This is a genomic window from Rothia sp. HMSC069C03 (assembly GCF_001811075.1).
Taxonomy (GTDB): domain Bacteria; phylum Actinomycetota; class Actinomycetes; order Actinomycetales; family Micrococcaceae; genus Rothia; species Rothia mucilaginosa.
Map to the genome: position 1 here is coordinate 1 of NZ_KZ627137.1, position 24,144 is coordinate 24,144.

Sequence of the window (24,144 nt, forward strand, 5' to 3'; positions counted from 1 at the left end):
TTATAGCGTCCAAGTTTCGGGGCGCAGTTCAAAAACTCAACGGGGGCTTTTTGTATGTGGCATCCTTCAGAAGCCTATTGGCTCACCGGCTTCCAAGGGATAACGTGCCGATTAGCGACCGGGGATCAGACCACCGGGGGTAATCAGGAACGGCGGGTTGTGGTTAACAGCCGGGTTCGTCACGTAACCGATACGTGCCGCACGAGTCGGGTACTTGGGGGCACGCTTGGGCTTGGGCTTGACCACGGGGTTCGGGTCCTTCTTGCCCTGCAGAGCGGCCAGTGCGCTCGCAGCGTTCACAATGCCGGAACCGCAAGCGTTCACATCGCAGGTGAGTGGCTTGGAGCTCTGCTTTAGAATCTGCTTTGCGCGCTCAGCGTTCAGCGAGGGGTCCACGGACTTCATCAGAGCGATGATGCCAGCAACCTGAGGTGCCGCCATGGAGGTGCCGTCGTACTCGGTGTAGCCTGCGCCGGTGGAAACGGTGGTACCCAGATCTACGGTGGACATGATGCTGCTACCTGGGGCGCTCACATCAACAAGCTTGCCGTAGTTGGAGAAGTCGCTACGCTTACCCTCCTGGTCGGTAGCGCCCACCACGATCGAACCGCCGCAGTTAGCCGGAGCGACCTTGGAGGTGTCCTGCCCCTCGTTACCCGCTGCGACAACGAGAATCGCGCCGCGCTTGTTCACCTCAGCAATAGCCTTGGAGTAGGTTGCGGGGCAGGTGCCCTCGCCGCCGAGGGAGAGGTTAATAATCTGGGCGGGGTTGGAGTTCGCGGGAACGCCTTCAACGGTGCCGCCGGCTGCCCAAACCATTGCATCCGCAATGTCGGAGTCGTAGCCGCCGCACATGCCCAGGGCACGCACGGGTAGAATCTTGGTGGAGGGTGCCACACCGACGATACCGCGCTTATTGTTCATAATTGCGGCGATGGAGCCGGCAACGTGGGTGCCGTGCCAGTTTGACTCGCTTGCCTCTGCATCAGCATCGCAGACGCCCTCTTCTTCCCAGTTGCCCTGGTCGGTCGGGTCGGAGTCGCGGCCGTTGCCGTCGCGGGCGATGGCAGGCTCGGTGATGAAGTCGTAGCCGGGCAGAACGTTAGCGTCCAGGTCGGGGTGCTTGACGATGCCGGAGTCAATCACGGCAACAGTCACGCCAGCGCCCTGGGTGGTCTGCCATGCCTCGGGCGCGGAGATGCCCTTGGTGCCGTGCAGGTTCCACTGCTGCGGATAGAGAGTATCGTTCGGCGCGGTCACTTCGGGAGTTGTTGCTGCCTGTGCAGCGGGCTTTGCCTGGGTAGCGGCAGCCTTGGTGCGGCCGTTGGGGCGCGCATTGGGGCGGCGCAACAGGTCCGGCTCAACCGAAGCAACGGATGCGTTGGAGCTCAGAGCCGCCATGTACTTCTCTGCCTGCTCAGCGGTGAGCTTCGAAGAGAGGGTCACCACGGTTGCCTTCTGGGCGGTAGTACGTACGTAGCTGGTCTTGACCTTCAGCAGGTCGTCAATGCTCTTCACATCGGAGGTGATGCCCGCATAGAGGGCGTCGCTCCAGGTGGCGACCTGGGTGCCTGCGGGGCTTGCCCAGTTGATGCCGCCGGCGTTCAGCGCGCTGTCGGTGTAGGTGATGACGAAGCGGTTGAAGCCTGCCTTCTGCTGTGCGGAGCTGAGGGAGGAGATGGTGGTGTGTGCCTTGGCGTGTTCGGTGCCGTTAGCCTTGGCGGGTGCCGCGAAGGATGCGGGGGCGCCCAGGGTCGCGACGAGTGCTGCGGCGGTGCCCAGGCTCAGCGCGGCGCGAGCGATGCGGCGCGGTGAGGGGTGAGTGGTAAAAGACATCGGGGTCCTTTGCGTATGTGAGTGCCGGAAGCGGCAAGTGGGTTGGTCATCCACTCACATAAATGCACCTTTGAGAAAATATCTGCATTCTTTTGTGTATTTGCCTGTGAGGAGCGAATAAAAAAAGAAAATGCACATCACTGCATTGATGTGTATTTTTCCCTAAACCCCCGTGTGGGAGTTCTTCGGAAGTGGTTTATGTGGTGAGATATCGCTATGCTAGCACCTTTTCCTATGCGTGAAGTGGCTAAAGCTTGATAGTGTGGCGTAAATAATGAGATTTTTCTTTCATGTAAATGCAGGTAAAGAAATGCCTAGTCGAACTATTCTTGTAGACTTAAAGTAAAGATTTAAGTTTTACTCATCTTTACATAAAATGACTTGCATCACAAATGTTATTTTATTCATAAAGTAACCCAAAAAGGGTGCTAGAGTATCTCACGGTGCGTACCCGTGCATGCATATTGTGGAGCTACCCTCAACAGCCTCACAAGTCACAATGCAGACACCACGCACCACAGCGCCATGCATCAACCACCCCGCACAACAGCATCTGCCCACAGAGATATTTGCCCGGCAGATACGTGCGATGAAAACACCGCACAGCGCTAACACCTCACTCTTCCATATTCACTCGTACCGAGCACACCCCCTCAACGCTACGCCGCATCGTGCGCACCCGGTACCACTCACCTCAAGGACGTCCATGCTTCGCATTGCTCGCCCCTCGCAGGCACGCTCCTCACAGCGTTCCCTGCTGAGCTTCGTCACCGCAACCTGCCTGCTCTCGGCAAGCGTGATTCCCGCCGTGGCGGCACCCACCGCGCAGGCTACCCAGCCCAAGGCATCTGCGGCGGCACAGGTAGCTAATACTGCCCAGTCCGCGCCCGTGGCATACAACCGCTTCATCATCACCTACACCGATGAGGCGAAGAACGCCGCCTCCGCTGACGCCACCGCAGACCAGATTGATTGGTCCGCAGCCGCCGGTACCCAGCAGGCAACCTGGAGCGACGCACTCTACGCGGGCATCAGCTCCGAGGTGCAGAGCATTGACGAGCTGCTGAACATTAAGACCAGCTACGTCCGCTCCACCGCGCTGGATGCCAGCGTGGTCACCACCTCCGCGGAGCTCACCCCCGCGCAGGCGCAGCAGTACATGAACGCCCTGAGCGCGAACTCCAAGGTCGCCTCCGTGTCGCCCGATATGCGCCGCTACGCCACCGTGGACAACACCTCGGAGACCGTCAAGATCAACGACCCGAAGATGAACCGCATGTGGTCCCTCACCGGTGAGAAGGGCGTCTCTGCGCTGGAGGCGTGGGGCACCACCCGCGGTAAGGGCGTAACCGTGGCGGTGCTGGACTCCGGCATTACCGCCCACCCGGACTTGGACGTTAACGTGCTGCCCGGCTACGACTTCATTGCCGAGTCGGCGTTCTCCAACGACGGTAACGGCCGCGACTCCGACCCGACCGATGCCGGCAACTGGACCGTAGACAACCAGTGCTTCACCGGTTCGAAGGCGACCGCCTCCGACTGGCACGGCACCCACGTGGCGGGCACTATTGCCGCTATCGCGAACAATAACGAGGGCATTGCCGGTGTGGCACCCGAGGCGAAGATCGTGCCCGTGCGCGTTCTGGGCGCCTGCGGTGGCTTCGACTCGGACATCACCGACGGCATTATTTGGGCTGCCGGCGGTAGCGTGCGCGGCGTTCCGGCAAACCAGAACCCCGCCCAGGTCATTAACATGTCCATCGGTAGTGAGGGCACCTGCACCACCCCGTACCGCCAGGCGATTGCTCAGGCGAATAAGCGCGGCTCCATCGTGGTCGTTGCTGCGGGTAACAACAACTTTGATGCCTCGAAGTCCAGCCCCGGCAACTGCGAGGACGTCATCAACGTGGGCGCAACCGATAAGAACGGCAAGCGCTCCTACTTCTCCAACTACGGCTCCCGCGTGGACGTGAGCGCCCCCGGTGGCGACCGCCGCTACTGGGGTGGCGGTATTCTCTCCACCCTGAACGCCGGCAAGACTGCTCCCGGTAAGGCTGATTACGCCGAGTACCAGGGCACTTCCATGGCGGCGCCGCATGTTGCCGGTATTGTGGCGCTCATGAAGGCGGTCGACCCGAAGCTGACGTACGCCCAGGCGAAGAAAGCCCTGCAGTCCACCTCTCAGGGCGTTGAGTGCGACCAATCCGCGTGCGGTTCCGGCATTGTGAATGCGGCGCGCGCGGTTCAGCAGGTCCGTTCCGACCGCGAGGCTGCGGATGCTGCCGCGGCTGAGGCGGCACGCAAGAAGGCTGAGGAGGAGGCCGCACGTAAGAAGGCGGCTGAAGAGGCGGCACGCAAGAAGGCTGAGGAGGACGCTAAGCGTCAGCAAGCCCCCGCACCGAAGGTGACCCCGGCTCCGAAGGCCAGCCGCCCGGTGACTCGCCCGTCCCGCCCGGTGACTCGCCCCTCCTACCCGTCGCGTCCGCGTTACGGCCACACCCCGCGTTACCGCTCCTGGTATGGTGCTTCTGCGAACATCTACCCGAACAGCGGCTACCCGAACAATGGCTATCTTGGTTTCGCGACCGGTAACCGCCGCTAGTCAGCTTCGCTAGTCGAGTTAGGGTTTAGGCACGAAAAGCCCCCGATGAGTTCTCTCATCGGGGGCTCTGCTATACCTGCAGAGCGAATCTTATGAAGATTCACTCCGGCATGGGTGGTTAGTGCTTTTCTTCGGCCTCGCGGGGTTTCTGCACCGGGCTGGTGACCAGCGGTTCCTCCTGGGTGATGGGCTCGATGTCACCGTTCAGGTCGTAGACCTGGGCATCTTCGAGGATTTCCATTGCGGGGGCGCCAGGAATCCGGTCGTAGTCGTCAGCGAGGTTCTGCTCATCGGTGCCAGTCGCCTGCGTGGATGCTGCAGTGGTTGCCTCAGCTGCCTCAGCCTTGCCTGCACCGTCGGCGATCTTTTCCTTAGACGTGCCAGTGCTCAAACCCTTGGAGATGACCTTGCGCGGCGGGCGTTGGAAGGCAAGCTTGCCGTTGGCGTCCAGGTTTCCTGCCTTCTTCGCGAGGTAGAAGCTGTTGATAAGGCCTCGTCCACAGAAGTACTTATCGCACTTGATGCGGTTCGTCCTCATGAGGGTGAACGCCTGGTATACCTGCTCGGTGGTCATGGTGGTGCCGTTGATCAGCTGCTGAGCCAGCAGGGCGGAGACGTGCGGCGCTGCCATGGAAGTGCCGCTCTCGTAGTCGTAGCTGAACTTGGTGTTATCCGGGCGGTCGAGGCTGTTCATGGACAGGGTGAGGATGTCCTCACCCGGTGCCGAAATGTTCACCCTCGTGCCGTAGTTCGAGAATGATGCTCGCGTGCCAGCCTTGGTGGTTGCGCCAACCGTGATAACGCCCCTGCAGTTGGCGGGCGCGTACTTGGAAGCATCCGTGTTGCCATTACCTGCCGCGGCGACAACGATTGCGCCCCTGGAACGTGCAATATCGATGGCGCGCTGGTAAGCGGCGGGGCAGGAGCTCACAGTGCCTAGGGACATGTTGATGATCTTGGCGGGGTAGGTGTTATCCGGTACTCCGTCAACGTGTCCGCCGGCTGCCCAGATGATGGCGTCGGCAATGTCGGAGGTGCGGCCACCGCATCGGCCCAGCACGCGCACGGGCTGCACACGGGCGAGGTCGGCGGTACCAACGATGCCCATGCCGTTGCCGCCGCGGGCACCGATAATGCCGGCAACGCTGGTGCCGTGCCAGGTGGAAGTGTGGGCGTTCGCCTGGTCCTTGCAGAGGTTGTAGGGCGCGTAGTCGCCTTCATCCCTGGGGTTGGGGTCGCGGCCGTCGCCGTCGCGGGCGCTGAGGGGGTCGCTGATGAAGTCGTAGCCGTTTGCCATGCCAGTGACCAGGTCGGGGTGCGGTACGTAGCCGGTGTCGAGTACGGCGACCTTGACGTGGGCACCGCGGCGCAGTCGGGCGTTACCGGTGTTCTGGACACCGGTGGTGGGGTTGGTGAGGTTCCACTGCTTGCTGTACTGCGGGTCGTTGTACGTGAAGGTGATGTCCTGGAGGTATGCGGGGTGGTTGATGTAGTCGGGTTCTACGGAGGCTACGTCCGGGTCGGAGGCGACCTGTGACATGAACTCCTTTGCCTCATTTTTGTTCAGGCTCTTGGAGGTCTGAACGACAGTGTCATCTGTGGAGGTATTGCGCAGGATTTGGGTGTCGACGTTCAGAGATTCGCTGGCAACATCAACGGTGTCTTTAACGTCATTAGCGATGTCTTGGATTGCGTCCTGATTGCCTTCGTTCTGCTGCTTACGCTGCTTAGCTTCTTGGGTGTATGTGACGATGAAGCGGTCGAACTTCTGCTGGGGGAGCGTACCCGGAGCAGCTGCGGTGGGGGTGTTAGGGCGTGCTGCGCCATTGTGCATCAGATTGAGGGGGCTTACGGGCCCTTCAATCTGGGGTGCTGCCTGAGCTGCTGCCAGGGTGGCTTCGTCGCTGGGCGCCTGTGCGAGGGCTGCGGGCAGGTCGCCTCCGAAGATGAGTGCACCGGCGACGAACAGGCTCAGGGCTACGTGTGCGGGGCGCTTGCGACGGCTGGTGTTGGTGTAGGGGTGGTGAGGGGGTGTTTCGGCGGGCTGCGCGTCGAAATATGGAAGCCTCATCTGGTTCTCCTGTTGTAGGTATCTTGCGCGGATTGTGCGAGGGTGTACGAGTGCGTTTCACCTGTGTCTTTTAGGAGGTGTCTTGTAGATGGTTTTGCGGGGCGAAAGGAGATATATTTTGGGATCTCTGACGCATTAATCGGGGCGAGAGAATAGGGGAATCTTTATCCTTTTCGTCTACTGAAAGAACTCTTTTAGACGGTGTGCAATGTACTTCTCTAAAGTATCACTTCAGGGGTAGATTGAGGGATCTTTGAAGTAGTTTTTGAAGAGGTAATGTGTGAAAAATCAACTCGTGAAGACTGGATAATGCCTAATCATTGAGGGTTTATGTGGGTGAAGCTTGAAGACTTAGGGGTGAGGGGCTTGCTATGTGGTACATCTTGAAGGGTAGGGTAAAAAATAAATGTTTTAACACTGGTATGCAAGTACTCAAATGCCGTTGATATTAAAAAATAAAAATAGCCTGAAATGCGCGTGAAATTATAGAAAAAGCTGGCTGTAGGCATGTCTGACAGTACGTACCGCCGGTAGGGCGCACATCTAGTGACATTGGGAACCAACACTACAAACAATCAGCACCTGGCGCAGCCTATATGCACACAAAAGACCGGGGCGGCCACCGCATCGGTGACCGCCCCGGTCTATTGAATCATCAGCATCAGCAAGCTGGCGCTCGCTGTCTACTGGAGAAAGCGTCCTTAGGAAGCGTAGGAGCCCAGCAGGCGAACCGCGCCGCCGTCCACGCCCTTAGCGCCCTGAACGTAATCGGGGTTGTTAGCTTCGGGCTCACCGGCGGCAACAACGTCACCCATAATCCAAGAGGGGATACCGCGGTCGTTCAGGCGCTTGGTAGCAGCCTCAGCCACGGAGGGGTCAACGATAGCGATCATGCCCACGCCCAGGTTCAGGGTGCGCTCCAGGTCGGCAAGGGGCACGTTGCCCAGCGAACCAATCAGGGAGAAGATGGCGGGAATCTGCCAGGTGGAGCGATCCACGCGACCCTCCAGGCCCTGAGGCAGAACGCGAGCCAAGTTAGCAGCCAGGCCGCCGCCGGTCACGTGGGAGAAGCCGCGTACACCGGTGCCGGTGGTGCCGTCTTCGCCGTTGACGGGGAATGCCGCTGCCAGGTCCAGGCAGTCTGCAGCGTACACGCGGGTGGGTTCGAGCAGCTCTTCACCGATGGTGCGGCCCAGCTCGTCCACCTGGCGCTCCAGACCCCAGCCGGCAACGTTCAGGACCTTGCGGACCAGGGAGTAGCCGTTGGAGTGAATACCGGAGGACGCCATAGCAATCAGCACGTCGCCCTCACGTACGCGCTCGGGGCCGAGCAGCTCGTCAGCCTCAACCAGACCGGTCGCCGCGCCCGCAACGTCGTACTCATTTTCTGCGAGCAGGCCGGGGTGCTCAGCGGTTTCGCCGCCAACCAGGGCGGTGCCAGCCTGTGCACATGCGCCAGCGATACCGCGCACAATGTCAGCGATACGCTCGGGAACGACCTTGCCGGTGGCAATGTAGTCGGTCATGAACAGCGGCTTAGCACCGCACACGACGATGTCGTCCACGACCATGCCGACCAGGTCGTAACCGATGGTGTCGTGAATATCGAGTGCCTGCGCAATAGCGACCTTGGTGCCCACACCGTCCGTGGAGGTGGCAAGGTAGGGCTTGCGGTACTTGACCAGCTCGGAGACGTCGTACAGGCCCGCGAAGCCGCCCACGCCACCAACGACGGAGGAGTTGTGGGTCGCCTTGATAGCGCCCTTCATCAGCTCAACGGCGCGATCGCCAGCCTCTACGTCAACACCTGCGCTTGCGTAGGTTACGGTGGTGGTGTTCTCGCTCATTAGGATTCCTTCGGGGTAGTGGTAGCGGAGGAGTTTGCGGGGGTGCGGTCCTGCTCGGTGAGCAGTGCCTCGAGGTCGGCGTCGGGCCCGGGGTTGCACATGCCCATACCGGCATCGTCTGCGGCAATCTGTACTGCGGAGGGGTCGAACTTCGTTTCGAGAGTTTCGGTGCCTTCGCGGGTTTCAATGGAGACAGCCTCGGCGTGCTCGGGCTTGGAGGGAACGGGACGTTCCACGGTCACCTCTGCCGCCTTACCGGCGAGGGGTCCGCCCTTACCCTTTTCTTCCGCGTCAAAGAGGGACTTGCCGCGTCGTTCCTCGCTGGGCAGTTCAATCGGGTATTCGCCGGTGAAGCATGCGGTACACATGTTTTCGACGGGCTGTTCGGTGGCTGCAATCATGCCGTCCTGGGAGATGAAGCCGAGCGAGTCGGCGCCCAGGGAGGAGGCGATTTCGTCCACGGACAGGCCGTTCGCGATCAGCTCCGCGCGGGAGGCGAAGTCAATACCGTAGAAGCAGGGCCACTTTACGGGCGGGGAGGAGATGCGCACGTGCACTTCCTTCGCGCCAGCTTCGCGGAGCATACGCACGAGGGCGCGCTGGGTGTTACCGCGAACGATGGAGTCGTCAATGACGACGAGGCGCTTGCCAGCAACCACGGACTTGAGCGGGTTCAGCTTCAGACGGATACCGAGCTGGCGGATAGTCTGCGAGGGCTGAATGAAGGTTCGACCCACGTAAGCGTTCTTGACCAGACCGTTACCGTAGGGAATGCCGGACTCTTCGGCGTAACCAATAGCGGCGGGAACACCGGATTCGGGGGTGGGCATGACCAGGTCAGCTTCGACGGCGTGTTCGCGGGCGAGCTGACGGCCCATTTCTACGCGTGATTCGTAGACGCTACGGCCGGAGATGGTGGTGTCCGGGCGAGCGAGGTAAACGTACTCGAAGACACAACCTGCGGGCTTAGCCTCAGCGAAGCGCTGGGAACGCAGGCCGTTCTCGTCGATGGTGAGGAATTCGCCGGGCTCAACTTCACGCACGAAGGACGCGCCGACAATATCAAGTGCCGCGGTTTCGGATGCGACAACCCAGCCGCGCTCCAGGCGACCGAGCACGAGGGGGCGTACACCCTGCGGGTCGCGTGCGGCGTAGAGGGTGTTCTCATCCATGAAGGTGAGGCAGAAGGCACCGCGCAGGGTCGGCAGCAGGTCGAGTGCTGCTTCTTCGAGGGAGTCGAAGTCGTGCTCCGCCAGCAGAGCGGTGACGAGTGCGGTGTCGGTGGTGTTGCCCTGGGCGAGTTCGCCGTGCTTGGGGGGCTTGCCGCCGTTCTTTTCAATCAGACGCTCGTAGAGGTCTGCCGAGTTGGTGAGGTTACCGTTGTGCGCCAGGCAGAGCGTACCGTGCGGGGTGGTACCGAGAGTCGGCTGTGCGTTAGCCCAGTGGGATGCGCCGGTGGTGGAGTATCGGGCGTGGCCGATAGCGTGGTCACCGGGCATGGAGCTGAGGGTGGCTTCGTCAAAGACCTGGGAGACGAGTCCCATATCTTTGTACACGTGGATACGTTTGCCGTTACTGGTTGCGATACCTGCTGATTCCTGGCCGCGGTGCTGGAGTGCGTACAGGCCGTAGTAGGTTAGCTTTGCCACGTCCTCGCCGGGTGCCCAGACACCGAAGACGCCGCAGGCGTCCTTGGGGCCGTGGTCAATCGGATCGAGGTCGTGAGTGAGTTTTCCGTCGGGGCGAATCAATTCACTTCTTTTCGACGTTGGGACTGCGGATGCGTCTGCGCAGGCGCAAGACGGATGTGTGTTTCTGTACTCGCACCTGCCTGCGTGTGCCGTAGCATACACCAGACCTTTAAAAGTGTACCGGGTTTCGGGGTCGATGCGGTGAAGGATATGCTAAATACCTCAGGATGGACCGCTAGAACGGGCAATAAACACACCAAATTACGAAAACTGAGTGGGCCTGCGGGCTCGTAGCAAATTCTAGAAGAGCGGCAACAAGCCCGAAAGGTCGCTGCGCTCGCCCGACGCATCAAGCGCACCGGCACCCACCGCCTGCGCCCACGAACACGCACCCAGCACCAGTGCCGCCCACACGAGCGGGCGCGCCTCCACCACGGACGGCGGGGTGCCGCGCGTATGGCGAGGACCCGCCACACACTGGGTCACCCCCAGCGGGGGCACACGCACCTCCACGCTATTGCCGGGGGCGAGGGTAGCAAGCTCTTCAAGGGTGAAGCGCACGAAGGTCGCACGCACCGAACGGGGGAGCGCGGCAAACGCCTGCTCCACCTCGGGAGCGCTCAGCAGGTACTCGTCTCGGGTGTGCGAATAGGCAGGCTCGCCGGTTGCCGCATGCTGTTCCTCAAAGAAAGCACGCACTTCGCGTACCGCCGCCATGCCCGCTTCCTCGCTGGTCTTACGCCGAATCGCCACGATTAGTCCTCTTCCGGGGCGCCGGGAACCAAATCCTCGCGGGTGAAAAGCTCCTCATGTACGCGCAACTCGCCTACCTCAACCGGCTTGCCGTCCACGTAGCCGCCGGTCACCGGATGCACCACCAGCGCGAGTAGGCGCTCGCATTCCTCGGCGCTCAGGTAGCCGCCAGCGGCGAGAGCACACAGAGCCACGGCGTACATGGCGCGGTGTGAACCGTCGCTCATCTTCACCGCCACGGACGCACCCGAACGCAGACCAATGCCGAGCACGCCCTCCGCGCCGCCCTTGACGATCGCGTCCAGTTCTTCGCTGAGCACGGTGTCGGGGGATCCGGGTGCCTGAATCAGCTCGGGGTAGTCCACCATGGCGGTCGCGACCGTGGAGGCACGCGCATCCGCCCCGAGGTTGCGGATTGCCGCACCCAGGGTTGAGTAGGCGCGTGCGGCACCGGCCAGGGAGACGGCGTGCACGGGCGCACCGCAGCCGTCAACGCCGATTGCGGCTACGGGCTCGCCGGTGAACGCCTCAATCTCTTCGGTGATGACCTGCTGCAGCGGGTGGGCGGGGTCGAGGTAGTTGTGCAAGGTCCAGCTCTGCGAGCCCTCTTCGAGGTCGCCGCGCTCAAGCTTGGCGGTGCACGCCCACAGGAATGCGGCGTGCTTGCCGGAGCAGGGATGCGCCAGGGCAGTAGCGGCAAGGTTCGCCTGAACCATTGCCTGGCGTGCCTGCTTGTCGGAGGGGAGCGTGGGCTTGAGCGCCAGGTTTGCCGGGGTGAGGGGGTTGGTTTCGGTGCTGCCTTGGGTGAGTACGTCCTGCACGGCGCGCATCTGCTCGAAGGTGCCGCGGTGCGAGCCGCAGGCGATGGCGACCTGGGAGCCGCGCAGGGGTGCGCCCGCCTTCATGGATCCGATGGCCTGCAGCGGCTTGGCGGCAGAGCGCAGGTAGAAGGGCTCGTGAATGTCGCCGAGGGCAAGCTGTACTTCGCCGTCGGGGCCCAGCAGGATGAGGCGGCCGCGGTGGCGTGCCTCAATGAAGTTGTTGCGGGTGAGTTGCGCGAGTTCTACGTCGAAGGGGCTGCTGTGGTCGGTGGTGTGAGTGGTTGCCTGTGGGGTGGTGCTGTTGGTCATTCTTCTAGTTTAAACGGGGCGTGCGGCTTGACCCTATTTGTGTTCAGTGGCGCGGAGGTGAGCGTGGGGCTGGTATGCCCCGATATGCAGTCTGAGAACGGGCGTAATGCATCCGGTAGGAAATTGCTGCAGCCCAGGGGCCCCTAATATCTATGCGAAACTAGTTAGGCGCGACCCGGTACGCGTATGCATCCTTAGCGCCCCTCACCACCTCAACTCATTATTGATCAGTGAGCGGCAAACCATGTAAAGGAGTACATCCATGGCAGAGCAGAACAACACCTCCGCAAACACCTCGGCACAGAACACTTCCTCTAAGGGCGGCGTGGGCGCAGAATCTGAATTCCACGCAAAGTTCTTCCCCATTCTCGCGCGAGCCGCTTCGATTGCTGCCGTGCTCATGTACGTGTTCTACTTCCCGCAGATTATCGGTAACCTGAACGGTCACAAGGGTGACTGGATCCAGCCTCTGGTAGCCGCTATGAACTGCACCCTCTGGTTGCTGTACGGCCTGTGGCGCCCCAAGAAGGACATCCCGATTATCATCGCGAACGCTCCCGGTATTGTCTTCGGCAGCTTGGCTGCTATTACCGCCCTCATCTAAGGTTTAGCTTGATTAGGTAGCTTCGGTTACCGCGCCGTGCGGCTCTTCTCTAGCGTGCATTCTTGCGACTGTGCCGCTACATGAGAAGAAGAGCCGCATTTTTAGTGTGCTCAGCTCACATTTTTAGTGTGATAGCGGGTACCCTGAATAGCATGAAGGTTTTGGTACTGGGCCCCGGCGGCCGCGAACACGCAATTATTCGAGCGCTTCTGCGCGACCCTGAGGTAACCGAGGTGCACAGTGCCCCCGGCAACGCCGGCATTGCTCAGGATGTTCCCGTCCACGCAATTGATGCGAATGACCCAGCCCAGGCAACCGCTCTGGCACGCGAACTGAACGCCGACCTGGTCGTTATCGGCCCGGAGGCGCCCCTGGTCGCAGGTGTCTCCGATGCACTGCGTGAGGCGGGCTTTGACGTTTTCGGACCCTCCGCAGCTGCTGCGCAGCTGGAAGGTTCCAAGGCTTTCGCTAAGCAGGTTATGGAAGAGGCTTCCGTACCGACCGCCCGCGCCTACGTGGCATCGAACGCCGCTGAGGCGCAGGCGGCACTGGACGAGTTCGGCGCACCCTACGTGGTGAAGGACGACGGCCTGGCTGCGGGTAAGGGCGTTGTGGTGACCGAGGACCGCACCGCGGCACTGGAGCACGCTCAGGCTTGCTTCAACGCTGGCGGCACCGTGGTCATCGAAGAGTTCCTGAACGGCCCCGAGGTGTCCCTCTTCGTCATCTCTGACGGCAAGAACGTTCTGCCACTGTCCCCGGCGCAGGACTTCAAGCGCATTTTCGACAACGACGAGGGTCCGAACACCGGCGGTATGGGCGCCTACACCCCGCTTCCCTGGCTGCCCGAGGGCTTCGTGCAGGAGGTCGTGGAGAAGGTGGCACGCCCGACCGTGGCTCGTATGGCTGAGCGCGGCACCCCGTTCGTGGGCGTGCTCTTCTGCGGTCTGGCTGTGACCAGCCGCGGCGTGCGCGTTATCGAGTTTAACGCCCGCTTTGGCGACCCGGAAACCCAGGCGGTTCTGGCGCGTCTGCGCACCCCGCTGGGTCAGCTGCTGCGCGCGGCTGCTCGCGGTGAAATTTCTGAGGGTACCGAGCTGGATTGGGATCCCCGCACCGCAGTTGACGTGGTCATGGCTGCCGAGAACTACCCGGACACTCCCCGCAAGGGTGACGTCATCTCCGGTCTGGATGAGGCGAACGCTCTGGAGGGCGTGCACGTGATTCACGCGGGCACCGTCGCATCTGAGGAGGGTGTGCTGACTGCTGGCGGTCGTGTGCTGGCTGTTGTTGCCCTCGGCGATGACCTGGCTGCCGCCCGTAACGCCGCCTACGAGGGTGTTCGCGCTATCTCCTGGGCTGGCGCGCAGTACCGCACCGATATCGCGCTGAAGGCTGTGGAGAACCGCATCCACATTCCCGCTCCGCGCGGCTAAAACCTAAGGTGACCGGCTTCCCCGCTTGAGGGTGGGGGAGCCGGTCGCTTCTTTGCCACTCGCTTCTTTATTCCTCGCCGCCTCAGCTTTTCCCGGGTTCATTTCCTCAGCTCGGGGCGCTGTCGGCGGCGACCGGGGCAGGTTGGGCTCTCAAGATTGTGCCGTATTGATGACTGGTGGCACTATCGGGAGCCGCGCCTGTCGCGGTATTGTAATTACACAGACTTTTTGCATCCACATCACACCACCTCATCAGGAGAAATTCTCATGACTTCTCGTTCTAACCCCGTGGAAATCCCGGGCTGGACTCACATTTATTCCGGCAAGGTCCGCGACCTGTACGTTCCGAATGAGGAACGTTTTGACGCTACCGGCTTGACCGTCAATGATGACGCTGAGCTGCGTGCCGGTTCGGTCATGGTTGTTGCCTCGGACCGTATTAGCGCTTTTGACCGTATTCTGCCCACCGAGATCCCGGATAAGGGCAAGATTCTGACTCAGATGTCCCTGTGGTGGTTTGAGCAGCTTAAGCAGGTTCCGAACCACGTGCTGTCCACTGACGTTCCGGATGTTGTGGCTGGTCGAGCAATGATTTGTCGCTCCTTGAACATGTTCCCGGTGGAGTGCATTGTGCGCGGTTACCTGACCGGTTCGGGCTTGGCGGCGTATAACGAGACCGGTGAGATTGCTGGTGTGAAGCTGCCTGCGGGTCTGGTGGATGGTTCCCGCCTGGACACCCCGATTTTCACTCCGACCGGTAAGGCTGAGGTGGGTGAGCATGATGAGCTGGTGACCCGTGAGGAGCTGTACGCTGAGGTGGGTCAGCCGGTGGGTGAGCGCCTGGAGGAGCTGAGCCTGAGCCTGTACACCACTGCGGAGAAGATTGCTCGCGAGCAGGGCATTATTCTAGCGGATACCAAAATGGAGTTCGGTACCGATTCGTACCGCGGCGAGATCACCCTGGGCGATGAGGTGCTGACTCCGGACTCTTCGCGGTTCTGGGATGCAACCCAGTACGAGCCGGGTCGTGCGCAGCCGAGCTTTGATAAGCAGTATGTGCGTGACTGGCTGCGTTCCCCGGAGGCGGGTTGGGACGGTTCGGATAACGTGCCGCACCTGCCTGAGGAGGTTGTGGAGAAGACTCGTGTCCGTTACGTTGAGGCGTATGAGCGTCTGACCGGCACGAAGTTCTAAACTCAATATTTCGGGCTGAATAAGTCTTTGATAAAGGGCGGTGCCCCGGAAGGTCATTCTTCCGGGGCACCGCCCTTTAATCCATAAGCTCTTTTACATGCATTCTTATAGGTGCTATACATCATAAATATATCTTGTATGTCTATTGTGCGGGGAGGGGGTGTCCTCTATCATACTTAGTAATCGGCTCACGATACGCTCGTATCACTGCCGGTTCTCGCCCATCAATGATACTTGAGAAAGGTGAAGTCCATGGCAAAGAAGCCCTTCGCATCCCTCGCCCTTATCGGTATTGCCTGCTGCCTGGGCGTATCGAGTTGCTCCACCACCGTTGAAGTTAAGCAAGACATTCGTAATGTCCTGGCAAGCTACGAGAATCCCTCCCCGGATATTAACGTGGCCCTTGTCAACGAGGTCAAAAAGTGCATGAGCGAGAAGTCCTTCACCTACTCCGGTAGCCAGAACATTATTGAGGGCACCTCCGTTCATGAACTTGCGATGAGTGGCGCCCACCTCCCCAACGAAGAAGCGGCCACCCAAGGGTACTTGTCCACCCGGCAGGACAACGCTAGCTCAAGCAATGCACCCGCGATGGAAAACCCGGCATATCGGAAGGCGTTCCAAGGCGACCCACAAGCCGCAGACAGCAAAACTGTCACCATCACGATGAGTAATGGTGCCCAGGTCGGTATGGCAACAGATTCTTGCATCGGACGTGCGGCAGAGGCTGTCTTCGGTTCAGCAGAAAACTACCTCAAGTACACCAACCTCATTAACGAGCTGATTACGGGCGGATCCAAAAATAACGCAGTAGAAGAAATGGGGAAATACTACCGCGATGACACCACCTACGGTGCATGCATGAAAGAAAGCGGATACGCCGATATCCAGCACTTCGGAGATGCTCCCAGCTACGCAGAGAAAACCTGGGGTAAGTACAAGGCAGCCAATGTAGCCGCCAATGCGGAAGAGCAGTCCCTAGCTCACGCCGACTACAACTGTCAAAAGTCCACTGGAATCCTGACTAAGGCACAGAATATCTACTACGAAAAGGCTGCGACCTGGCTCAATGAGCATGAGCCGCTCATCCTTGAAGTACGCGATATCGAGCGTCAGGCGCAGGAGCGCGCCGCAGCTCTAGTCAACGGCAACTAGCCGACGGCAACCAGTAAACGCTGATTCCTTGTTGGACATTTTCTAGCGAGAATTTTCTACCGGTCCTCTGCTCTCAACCGCTTTCACCCGCGGATGAGAGCAGAGGATACACCCCTTTATTCCCCCCCCCGCCCCGTATTTCACCGCAGAAAGGTGAACCCATGAACACGCAGCAGAGTTCAGAAAACCCCCGCCGCGCCGCTACAACGGCAACCATACGCGCCTACCTGGTTCCGGTGCTCGTCATTCTGCTCGTCATCACCGGCGGGTTCTCTATCTACGCCCTTAATACGGGGCTACGCACCAATGTTGAATCCAATGCGCAGCCGTCCCGCGCCGCGCAACTAACAACCCGAATCAGCACGCAGACTGTTACCCGCACCTACTCGGGAGAAGTCAGCGTGTCACCCGCCCGAAGCTACACCGTAGGAACCCCTCAAGGAGTGGTGACCAGGGACGGCGCCAAAGCGGGCACCCAGCTGAGTAACGGCTCAATTATCACCACTATCAATGAGCGTCCTATCATCGCGTTCAAAGGTAGCATTCCCGCCTACCGCGACCTTGCTGTAGGCGCACGCGGCGATGATGTTAAACAGCTCCAAGAAGCTCTAGAATCGCTCGGCTACAGTATCTGGGATGAGGAAGGAAACTACGGCGAAGCAACCGCCAACGCTGTCTACCGTTTCTACCTGGATCGTGGCTACTACCCTCCCGGGGATACTGACCGAACCGAAGAAGGACGCTACAGCACCGCACTGCCGCTCTCTGAATACCTCTTTGCTGACGGCAATGAATACACCGTAGACAACAGCTGCGGCACCAAAGGCCAAACCTCAACTCCGGCGCTGTGCACCCTATCCGCGGGTGGATACCGTCTGGTACTCTCGGCGGACGGTAGCGCTCTCAGCAATGAACTCGCTGAGGGACAGAAAGTCCAGATTCTTACCGATAACGGAAGTTCGCTCGAAGGCACTCTGGGCGCGGCCCTCACACCCGAAGGCTCAACTAACGCTGACGGCGGCGCTAACGCAGGTGCCTCCAACGGTGCTCAGAACAGCGCGCGACCTAACAGCGATACCTCCGCACAGGGAGCTAACGCACGGAAACGCTACCCCATCAAAATCGACTTGCCGGAAAACACGACGGCATCAACACGTTTTCAAGCAACCGTCACTCTCAACCGAGGCGCTGAAAACGCCCTCGCAGTGCTTGAAGCCGCCGTCAAAACTGAAGAAAACGGAACGCACTCCATCACCCTGGATAACGGTCAGAGCGTTCCCGTCACCCTCGGTGTGTGCTCCGCCGGAATCTGCGAGCTCGTCAACCCCGCTGCAGAACTCAAGGTAGGTACCGTCGTGAAGCTGAAGGAAAGCTAAAATGCCTCATCACGAGACAGAACGTGCCCTCCCCACGAGCGCTACCGCCACAAAACCTAATATCGAGTGCCACAATATTGCGCGTTTCTTCCCGCCCTCCACCTGGGCGCTAAAAAACGCAACCCTCAGCATTCATGAAGGCGAATCGGTGGCCATTACCGGCGCCTCTGGAAGCGGAAAATCTACGCTCCTCTCTATCATCGGGCTACTCGATCAGCCCTCTGAAGGTGAGCTGAAAATATTGGGCCAAAACATGGGCACCGCCAGCGACGCCGAGCGAACTGTAGCACGCCGTGAGCACATCGCTTTTGTCTTTCAGGCGTACCACCTCATCGCTCACCTGAACGCCACCGAGAACATTACCCACACCCTCCGGATGCGCGGCGTACCGGGCCGTCAGGCACATCAGCGTGCGTTGCAGGCACTCGAACAGGTGGGTTTGGGGCACCGTCTGGAGGTTCTTCCACGCAACATGTCCGGTGGTGAACAGCAACGAGTCGCGGTCGCACGCGCGTTAGCCTGTGCCCCGCGTATCCTGCTGTGCGATGAGCCTACAGGAAACCTCGACACTGAAAACTCTCACAAGGTGTTGGATCTGCTCCTCGCCGGCCGTGCGGAGAAGCAAAGCCTGGTCATCATCACCCATGAGCCCGATATCGCGGCTCGCTGCGACCGGCAGCTGCACATGGTCGATGGGATGCTCGTTAGCCCCGAACTCACTCGTCCCGAAGAACCGGCCCACCAATCGCTCAAAGAACCCGTTGTCAGGGGAGGATAGATGCTAAGGAACAACCTTCACTACGCTCTCCTTGCAGTTGTTCGCCGTTGGCGCCGCAACCTGCTCACGGTACTGGCGATGCTTGCAGGAACAACCACCATCATCATGCTGGTGGGCGTCAGCGAGTCATCGGCGCTCAATACGAGCTCGCAGCTGGCCAGTTACGATTCTACCCGGCTCGGTGTGCGCCTCCAGCCGCAGACCTGGGATATACCGGAGGATGAACTACTCTGGCGCGTTAACCAAGTTCCAGAGGTCAAAGCTGCCGGTACAGTCACCATCGATACGCAGACAACGCGTCCACAGGTCAACAGACCGGGGCATGAGGGCCAACAAACACCCCTCGCAATCGTTTCAGAAGCGGGTTTGAAAGCACGAGGTGCGTACATTGTCGAAGGGCACTTTTCGGAGCCTGCCCGCGAACGCCCCGGTGAGCCTACCGTCTATCTGGGCGTTGCCCTCGCGAAGGAGCTAGGGGTCAGTACTGAACCCGGGCGGAACATGATTGAGGTCAACGGAATGCGAGCCTACGTGCTCGGCATTATCCGTGACGGCGGCAAAAACGCTGCTCTCAGTAGCGCTCTTATTCTGCCGATCACCTCCACTTTCTTGCCGCAAGCCCACACCCTGCAACGCGGTATGGACGTCATCGTGAATCCAGGAAGTGCAGATACGGTCGCGGAACAGCTCAAGCAGGTACTCGATCCGCAGCGCGCCCCAGTTGATACAAATATCGAGATTCCGCCTTCACCGGTGACTCTTCGTGCTTCCTTGACGAAGGATAGCCGAGCTCTTACGACCATCATTCTGGTGGTTCTTATCGCCTCGACAAGCTTCGGCATTGTGATGACCATGCAGATTTCGGTCTGGGAACGCCGCAGGGAAATCGGCATCAACCGTGCATTAGGGCTGGGACGGCGAGATGTGGCGGTGAGCTTCCTGGCGGAGGCAGCCCTCCTCGGGGCCTTGGGCGCTCTTGGAGGCTTCATCCTCGGTATTCTCGGTTCCTGGGTTGTGTGTCTTCTCAACGGATGGGCACTATCTCTGCCACCCCTTATCCTCGGGATTCCTTTCCTCGGCTTGGGTGTGGGCATCGTGGCGGGTGCATTGCCCGCCTACGCGGCAACGAAGGTTCAGCCGCTTGAGCTCCTACAATAATTGCCCCGCTGAAATAATTGCTCGGCGCATAAGGGCGGTGCCCCGGAAGGTCATTCTTCCGGGGCACCGCCCTTTAGCTATGTGGGTTTATGGGGTTGAGGGGCGAAGCCTAGCCGGCGTGAACGTCTTCATCGTGTACATTCTCGTGGCACAAATCTTCGTGCAGAATATCCCGCGCCGGATGCTGCCGCGCCCGCTCCTCCGCAGCACGGTCAGACAGCGAATAAAACCACGTAATGTGCTTGCACACCCGCTCATAGGCTGCCTGCTCATCGTGAGAGGCAATCGCCTCAATAATGCCGTAATGCTGCTGCTGCAACGTGCGCTTGACCGCCTCCCAATCCTTCAGGAAAGGAACCGCCTCCTGCACATAACTCATCGTCGCCATGTGCAGAGAGTCAATCACCGTATCAAGCACAATATTGCCGCCGAGCTTCGACAGCTCATAGTGAAAACGCGTATCGCAGAAGTGGAAACGCTCATCGCTGATCTGCTCATCCATCTCCGCCAGATGCACACGCGCACGCTCCAGCGCCGCCGCACGCTCCGGCGTGTCCGGCGCGGCAGCTGCCGCACGTGCCGCAGGGCCCTCCAACAGCAGGCGGGTTGAGACAACGTCCTTCACCGGCAGGCTACGGGTCGCAATGTGCATACGCAACGCCCAGCTGAGCGCATCCGACGGCTCCGAAATGATAATCGCACCCGACTTCGGACCCGAACCCGTGCTGGAACGAATCAGACCCAGCGCGTTCAGAACCCTCAAACCCTCACGGACCGAAGGGCGGGAAATGCCGTGTCGTGCGGCAAGTTCACGCTCAGAGGGGAGCTTATCGCCCACACGCAACTCACCCAGGCGCAGGCGCCGCTCAAAGGTCTCCAGAATGATGCTGTAGCTGCGGTCCGCCAGAATCGGCTGGCGCTCAACCACAGGGGGCGCCTCTGCAGGCTGGGCGTCGTCAAAAGAACGAGGCATACTCTCTCCTGATAACGAGGCGGATAACGAAAAGAAGTCTCGACTCAGCATGTTCCCCCAAACTATTGGGGCAACCTATCGAGTCATAAGGGGCATAAAAAGCGGGGCGGCAGAACCGATAAGGTTCGCCGCCCCGCTGTGGCCTCCGGTCAAACCGGGGCGAATATCCTACTGTTCGTGAAGCGGATGCTTCAGGAACTCTCTAAAACCTGAGCTTCAGATTAGGGAATCATGAAGGACAGCACGTTGGTCTGCAGGAAGACCAGGACGCAGACGAACAGGAGCATACCGAAGGACCAGGGAACAACAGCCTTGAAGATGTCGGATTCCTTACCCTCCATGTCCACGGAGGTAGCAGCAATAGCCAGCGACTGCGGGGAGATCATCTTACCGACCACACCACCGGTGGTGTTAGCAGCCAGCATGAGCTCGGGGGTTGCGCCGTGGATACCTGCGTGCTGCAGGTTCTCAGCAGCAGACACCTGCAGCTTGGCGAACAGTGCGTTCGCGCTGGTGTCCGAACCGGTCACAGCGGTACCAATCCAGCCCAGAGCCGGTGCAAGGAACGCGTAGACGGTGCCCAGGCCTGCCAGGAAGGTACCCATAGCAATGGTCTGACCGGAGAAGTTCATGACGTATGCCAGTGCCAGAACCGAAGCAATGGTCAGGATGGACCAACGCATGCGGTAGACAACGGAACCGAACTCGGTGAAGATTGCCGGGAACTTGAAGGCGTAGCGGCCCTTCTCGTTGAAGAAGAAGTAGACGACAGCAACAACCAGACCGGAGATGATCAGCAGGGTGCCGGGGTTGGACATCCACGCGAAGTTGTAGACTGCATCCTTGACGGGCTTGCCGTCAGCGGTGACGAGGCGGGAGCTCAGAGCCTGGATGTCGATCTTGATGACGAAGCTCTTCAGCCATGCCTTCAGACCGGCGTGCAGGTTAGCAACACCGAAGATTGCAACGACGATGACGTAGGGCAGCAGTGCCATCCAGACGCGAACGGCGGGCAGAGCTTCCTTCTCTTCAGCCTGTGCGGGCAGGCCGTAGCGTTCACGAACGCCCTCGACGCCGCGCGGCTTCCAGAACTGCAGGAAGATAACAGCAACACCCATGGAGACGATGCAAGCAACAACGTCGGTCAGGTTGAACGCGGGGGTAGCAGCGGTGACCCACTGGGCAATTGCGAAGGAAACACCGATGATCAGTGCGGGCAGCCAAGCGTCCTTCAGACCCTTCATACCGTCAAGGATGACGAGCAGGATGAGCGGAACGAGCATTGCCAGGAACGGAGCCTGGTGACCAACGATGGTTGCGATAACGTGTGCGTCCTTGCCGCCAACGTCAGCTGCGGTGGTAATCGGGACAGCGACTGCGCCGAATGCCACGGGTGCGGTGTTAGCGAGCAGAACGGTAATAGCAGCCTTGAGGGGCTTAACGCCCAGGGCCAGAATCATGGTTGCGGTAATTGCAACGGGAGCGCCGAAGCCAGCCAGTGCCTCGAGCAGACCGCCGAAGCAGAATGCGATGAGGATAGCCTGGATGCGCAGGTCGCCGCCGCCGAGGCGGTCGAAGACGCGGCGCAGATCTTCAAAGCGGCCGGAGAGGACGGTGAGCTGGTAGAACCAGATTGCACCGAGGATAACCCAGCAGATGACCAGGCCGTAGATGCCACCGCGGACGGCGCCCAGACCGGCGAGATCAGCGGGCATGTGGAAGCCCAGGACTGCTACGAGGATGGATGCTGCCAGTGCCACGAGTGCGGACCAGTGAGCGCGTGCCTTAACGCCCAGTAGCATCACAAAGAAGGTGAGGAGGGGAATGGTTGCCACGAGTGCGCTGAGGCCGAGGCTACCTCCCACTGCATTGGTTACAGCGGTATAAGTTTCCACTGGAACTCCTTTGGTTCAGGGTGTGTTTTGTGTGTGGTCAGACCATAGATAATTCTGTGGGGAACGAGTCATTGTTCCCTGCATGGGGATGTGGTCAGACCATTGATCGCATGTTTAGAAGAGTACCGGATAATGTGGTGTTTCACCAAAAGTGACCTGACTCATTTTTGTGGAAGGCGACCGGAACCTGGGCTCGCTTCCAGTGAAACTGCCGAAATATTGCGGTTCTGATAGTTAATTCCAGGTTCTGAAACTCGAATATTTTCAGATACATCACGAGTTGGGTGTATGGGTCATTGGTTTACCCAGGGGAGAGTCTTCATTTGGACGCATATACCCGAAAAGAATGTTGTTTTAAAAAGGAAAAGCCCCATAAAACAACCATAAAATCTTCAGAACGGCGGATTTCTAGGGGGTTTATGGTCCACTTCTGTGTGTTTGATAAATGTTCAATCTGCGAAAAGAATATAGGGGTCTTACGGGGGGTGCATGGGAGATGAGGTCATATGTACCGAAAGGTAGGGAAGTGTACCTTAAGGTCAGGGTGACCTAACCCGTTATTTAACAAGGAAAGTATGTGCTATTCCAACTAGAGAAAAGCCGCCCAACGGTGTTAAATGGCTAGAAAGATAAAAGACATCACCACGGTTTCTGATCCCACCGCATCCCACCTCCACTTGGGGCGCGCACATTAGCCGGAACCATCCGGCCCAGCTTCCCCGACTCAATACATCTGAGTCGCTTCTTTGGAAGACCGAACTTGTTCGGACTGTGCCCCGCCTGCCCCAGACGCAGGCGGTGAGACCGAGAAACTCTGAACACAGAGGAAAGGACGGACAAGTCATGCGCATTGCACTCTTCTCTACGTGCATCGTTGACGGCATGTACCCCCGCGTAGCACGCGCCACCGTCGAAATTCTTGAGCGCCTGGGCCACGAGGTTGTCTTCCCCCCGAACCAGACCTGCTGCTCTCAGATGCACGTCAACTCCGGCTACTTCGATGACGGTTACGAAGTCATCAAGAACCACGTTGAAGCTTTCGACTCCTGGGACTGGGACGTAGCTGTTGCACCCTCCGGCTCCTGCGTTGCTTCCCTGCGTCACCAGCAGGCAATGGTCGCACGTAGCCGCGGCGACGAAGCGCTGGCTCTGAAGGCAGAGCAGATTGCTTCCCGCACCTTCGAGCTTTCCCAGCTGCTAATCGACATCCTGGGCATCACCAACGCTGCCGAGCAGCTCGGCTCCTACTTCCCCGAGCACGTCACCTACCACAGCTCCTGCCACGGTATGCGTATGCTCGGCCTGGGCACCCGCCAGCAGGACCTGGTCCGCACCGTCGAAGGCATCAAGTACACCCAGCTCGAGGGCATGGACCAGTGCTGCGGCTTCGGTGGTACCTTCTCCTTCAAGAACGCTGACGTCTCCGGCGCAATGGTCAACGACAAGGCAGACAACGTTGAAGCAACCGGTGCTTCCGTCTGCACCGGCGGCGACTGCTCCTGCCTGATGAACATCGGCGGTGCGCTGATGCGTCGCGGCTCGGACGTTCAGACCATCCACTTCGCTGAGATCCTCGCATCCACCAAGGAAAACCCGCTCAAGATTAACTCCGAGCGTGTTGAGCTCTCGATCGGCTAAGGAAAGA

17 protein-coding genes are annotated in these 24,144 nt (G+C 59.7%); 9 read left to right on the top strand and 8 right to left on the bottom strand.

Annotation, left to right across the window (positions count from 1 at the left end; all coding sequences use genetic code 11):
* Positions 1-111: 111 nt before the first annotated feature.
* Positions 112-1,836, bottom strand: a complete 1,725-nt coding sequence (locus tag HMPREF2779_RS04160) for a S8 family peptidase (RefSeq protein WP_070685898.1) — start codon at positions 1,834-1,836, stop codon at positions 112-114.
* Between the two features lie 706 nt (positions 1,837-2,542).
* On the opposite strand from HMPREF2779_RS04160, the gene HMPREF2779_RS04165 reads away from it, so the two are divergent.
* Positions 2,543-4,438: a S8 family peptidase gene (locus HMPREF2779_RS04165; protein ID WP_105360896.1), complete on the top strand. Its 1,896-nt coding sequence runs from the start codon at positions 2,543-2,545 to the stop codon at positions 4,436-4,438.
* A gap of 118 nt (positions 4,439-4,556) precedes the next feature.
* Here HMPREF2779_RS04165 and HMPREF2779_RS04170 read toward each other — a convergent pair whose 3' ends face one another.
* The 5 genes from HMPREF2779_RS04170 to HMPREF2779_RS04190 form a co-directional block, all read right to left on the bottom strand.
* Positions 4,557-6,509, bottom strand: coding sequence for a S8 family peptidase (locus HMPREF2779_RS04170; RefSeq protein ID WP_105360897.1), 1,953 nt, complete (start codon positions 6,507-6,509; stop codon positions 4,557-4,559).
* 701 nt (positions 6,510-7,210) lie between these two features.
* Complete coding sequence (purM, locus tag HMPREF2779_RS04175; protein ID WP_105360898.1) at positions 7,211-8,356, bottom strand: phosphoribosylformylglycinamidine cyclo-ligase; 1,146 nt, start codon at positions 8,354-8,356, stop codon at positions 7,211-7,213.
* Complete coding sequence (purF, locus tag HMPREF2779_RS04180; protein ID WP_070685890.1) at positions 8,356-10,107, bottom strand: amidophosphoribosyltransferase; 1,752 nt, start codon at positions 10,105-10,107, stop codon at positions 8,356-8,358. Before purF ends, purM begins: the two co-directional genes overlap by 1 nt.
* A gap of 240 nt (positions 10,108-10,347) precedes the next feature.
* A complete protein-coding gene (locus HMPREF2779_RS04185; RefSeq protein WP_070685888.1) occupies positions 10,348-10,800 on the bottom strand; it encodes a sterol carrier family protein in 453 nt (150 codons plus the stop codon).
* A 2-nt stretch (positions 10,801-10,802) separates the two neighbouring features.
* Positions 10,803-11,930 (bottom strand): asparaginase, encoded by a 1,128-nt coding sequence (locus tag HMPREF2779_RS04190; protein WP_070685886.1) that lies wholly within the window; start codon positions 11,928-11,930, stop codon positions 10,803-10,805.
* Positions 11,931-12,192: 262 nt separating this feature from the next.
* Between HMPREF2779_RS04190 and HMPREF2779_RS09160 the strand changes: the two genes are divergently transcribed.
* From HMPREF2779_RS09160 to HMPREF2779_RS04225, 7 genes are all read left to right on the top strand, one after another.
* Positions 12,193-12,534: a PQ-loop repeat-containing protein gene (locus HMPREF2779_RS09160; RefSeq protein WP_070685884.1), complete on the top strand. Its 342-nt coding sequence runs from the start codon at positions 12,193-12,195 to the stop codon at positions 12,532-12,534.
* A gap of 152 nt (positions 12,535-12,686) precedes the next feature.
* The gene (gene purD, locus HMPREF2779_RS04200) at positions 12,687-13,970 is read left to right on the top strand and encodes a phosphoribosylamine--glycine ligase (RefSeq protein WP_070685882.1); all 1,284 of its coding nucleotides are present in this window, start codon (positions 12,687-12,689) and stop codon (positions 13,968-13,970) included.
* Positions 13,971-14,237: 267 nt separating this feature from the next.
* Entirely contained in the window at positions 14,238-15,164 is a 927-nt protein-coding gene (locus HMPREF2779_RS04205; protein WP_105360899.1) for a phosphoribosylaminoimidazolesuccinocarboxamide synthase, read from the top strand.
* Between the two features lie 252 nt (positions 15,165-15,416).
* Positions 15,417-16,319 carry an adenylate cyclase gene (locus HMPREF2779_RS04210; protein ID WP_105360900.1) on the top strand — a complete coding sequence of 301 codons (903 nt, stop codon included), beginning with the start codon at positions 15,417-15,419 and terminating at the stop codon, positions 16,317-16,319.
* A gap of 161 nt (positions 16,320-16,480) precedes the next feature.
* On the top strand, positions 16,481-17,695 hold the full coding sequence (locus HMPREF2779_RS04215; RefSeq protein WP_105360901.1) for a peptidoglycan-binding domain-containing protein: 1,215 nt from the start codon (positions 16,481-16,483) through the stop codon (positions 17,693-17,695).
* A gap of 1 nt (position 17,696) precedes the next feature.
* Positions 17,697-18,473: an ABC transporter ATP-binding protein gene (locus HMPREF2779_RS04220; RefSeq protein ID WP_105360902.1), complete on the top strand. Its 777-nt coding sequence runs from the start codon at positions 17,697-17,699 to the stop codon at positions 18,471-18,473.
* The gene (locus HMPREF2779_RS04225; protein ID WP_105360903.1) at positions 18,474-19,631 is read left to right on the top strand and encodes an ABC transporter permease; all 1,158 of its coding nucleotides are present in this window, start codon (positions 18,474-18,476) and stop codon (positions 19,629-19,631) included. It abuts the gene before it with no gap.
* 109 nt (positions 19,632-19,740) lie between these two features.
* On the opposite strand, the gene HMPREF2779_RS04230 is transcribed toward HMPREF2779_RS04225, so the two are convergent.
* On the bottom strand, positions 19,741-20,604 hold the full coding sequence (locus tag HMPREF2779_RS04230; RefSeq protein WP_105360904.1) for a FadR/GntR family transcriptional regulator: 864 nt from the start codon (positions 20,602-20,604) through the stop codon (positions 19,741-19,743).
* A gap of 221 nt (positions 20,605-20,825) precedes the next feature.
* A complete protein-coding gene (locus HMPREF2779_RS04235; RefSeq protein ID WP_105360905.1) occupies positions 20,826-22,499 on the bottom strand; it encodes an L-lactate permease in 1,674 nt (557 codons plus the stop codon).
* Between the two features lie 843 nt (positions 22,500-23,342).
* Here HMPREF2779_RS04235 and HMPREF2779_RS04240 point away from each other — a divergent pair.
* Positions 23,343-24,137, top strand: coding sequence for a (Fe-S)-binding protein (locus HMPREF2779_RS04240; RefSeq protein WP_005504630.1), 795 nt, complete (start codon positions 23,343-23,345; stop codon positions 24,135-24,137).
* The last annotated feature ends 7 nt before the right edge of the window (positions 24,138-24,144 follow it).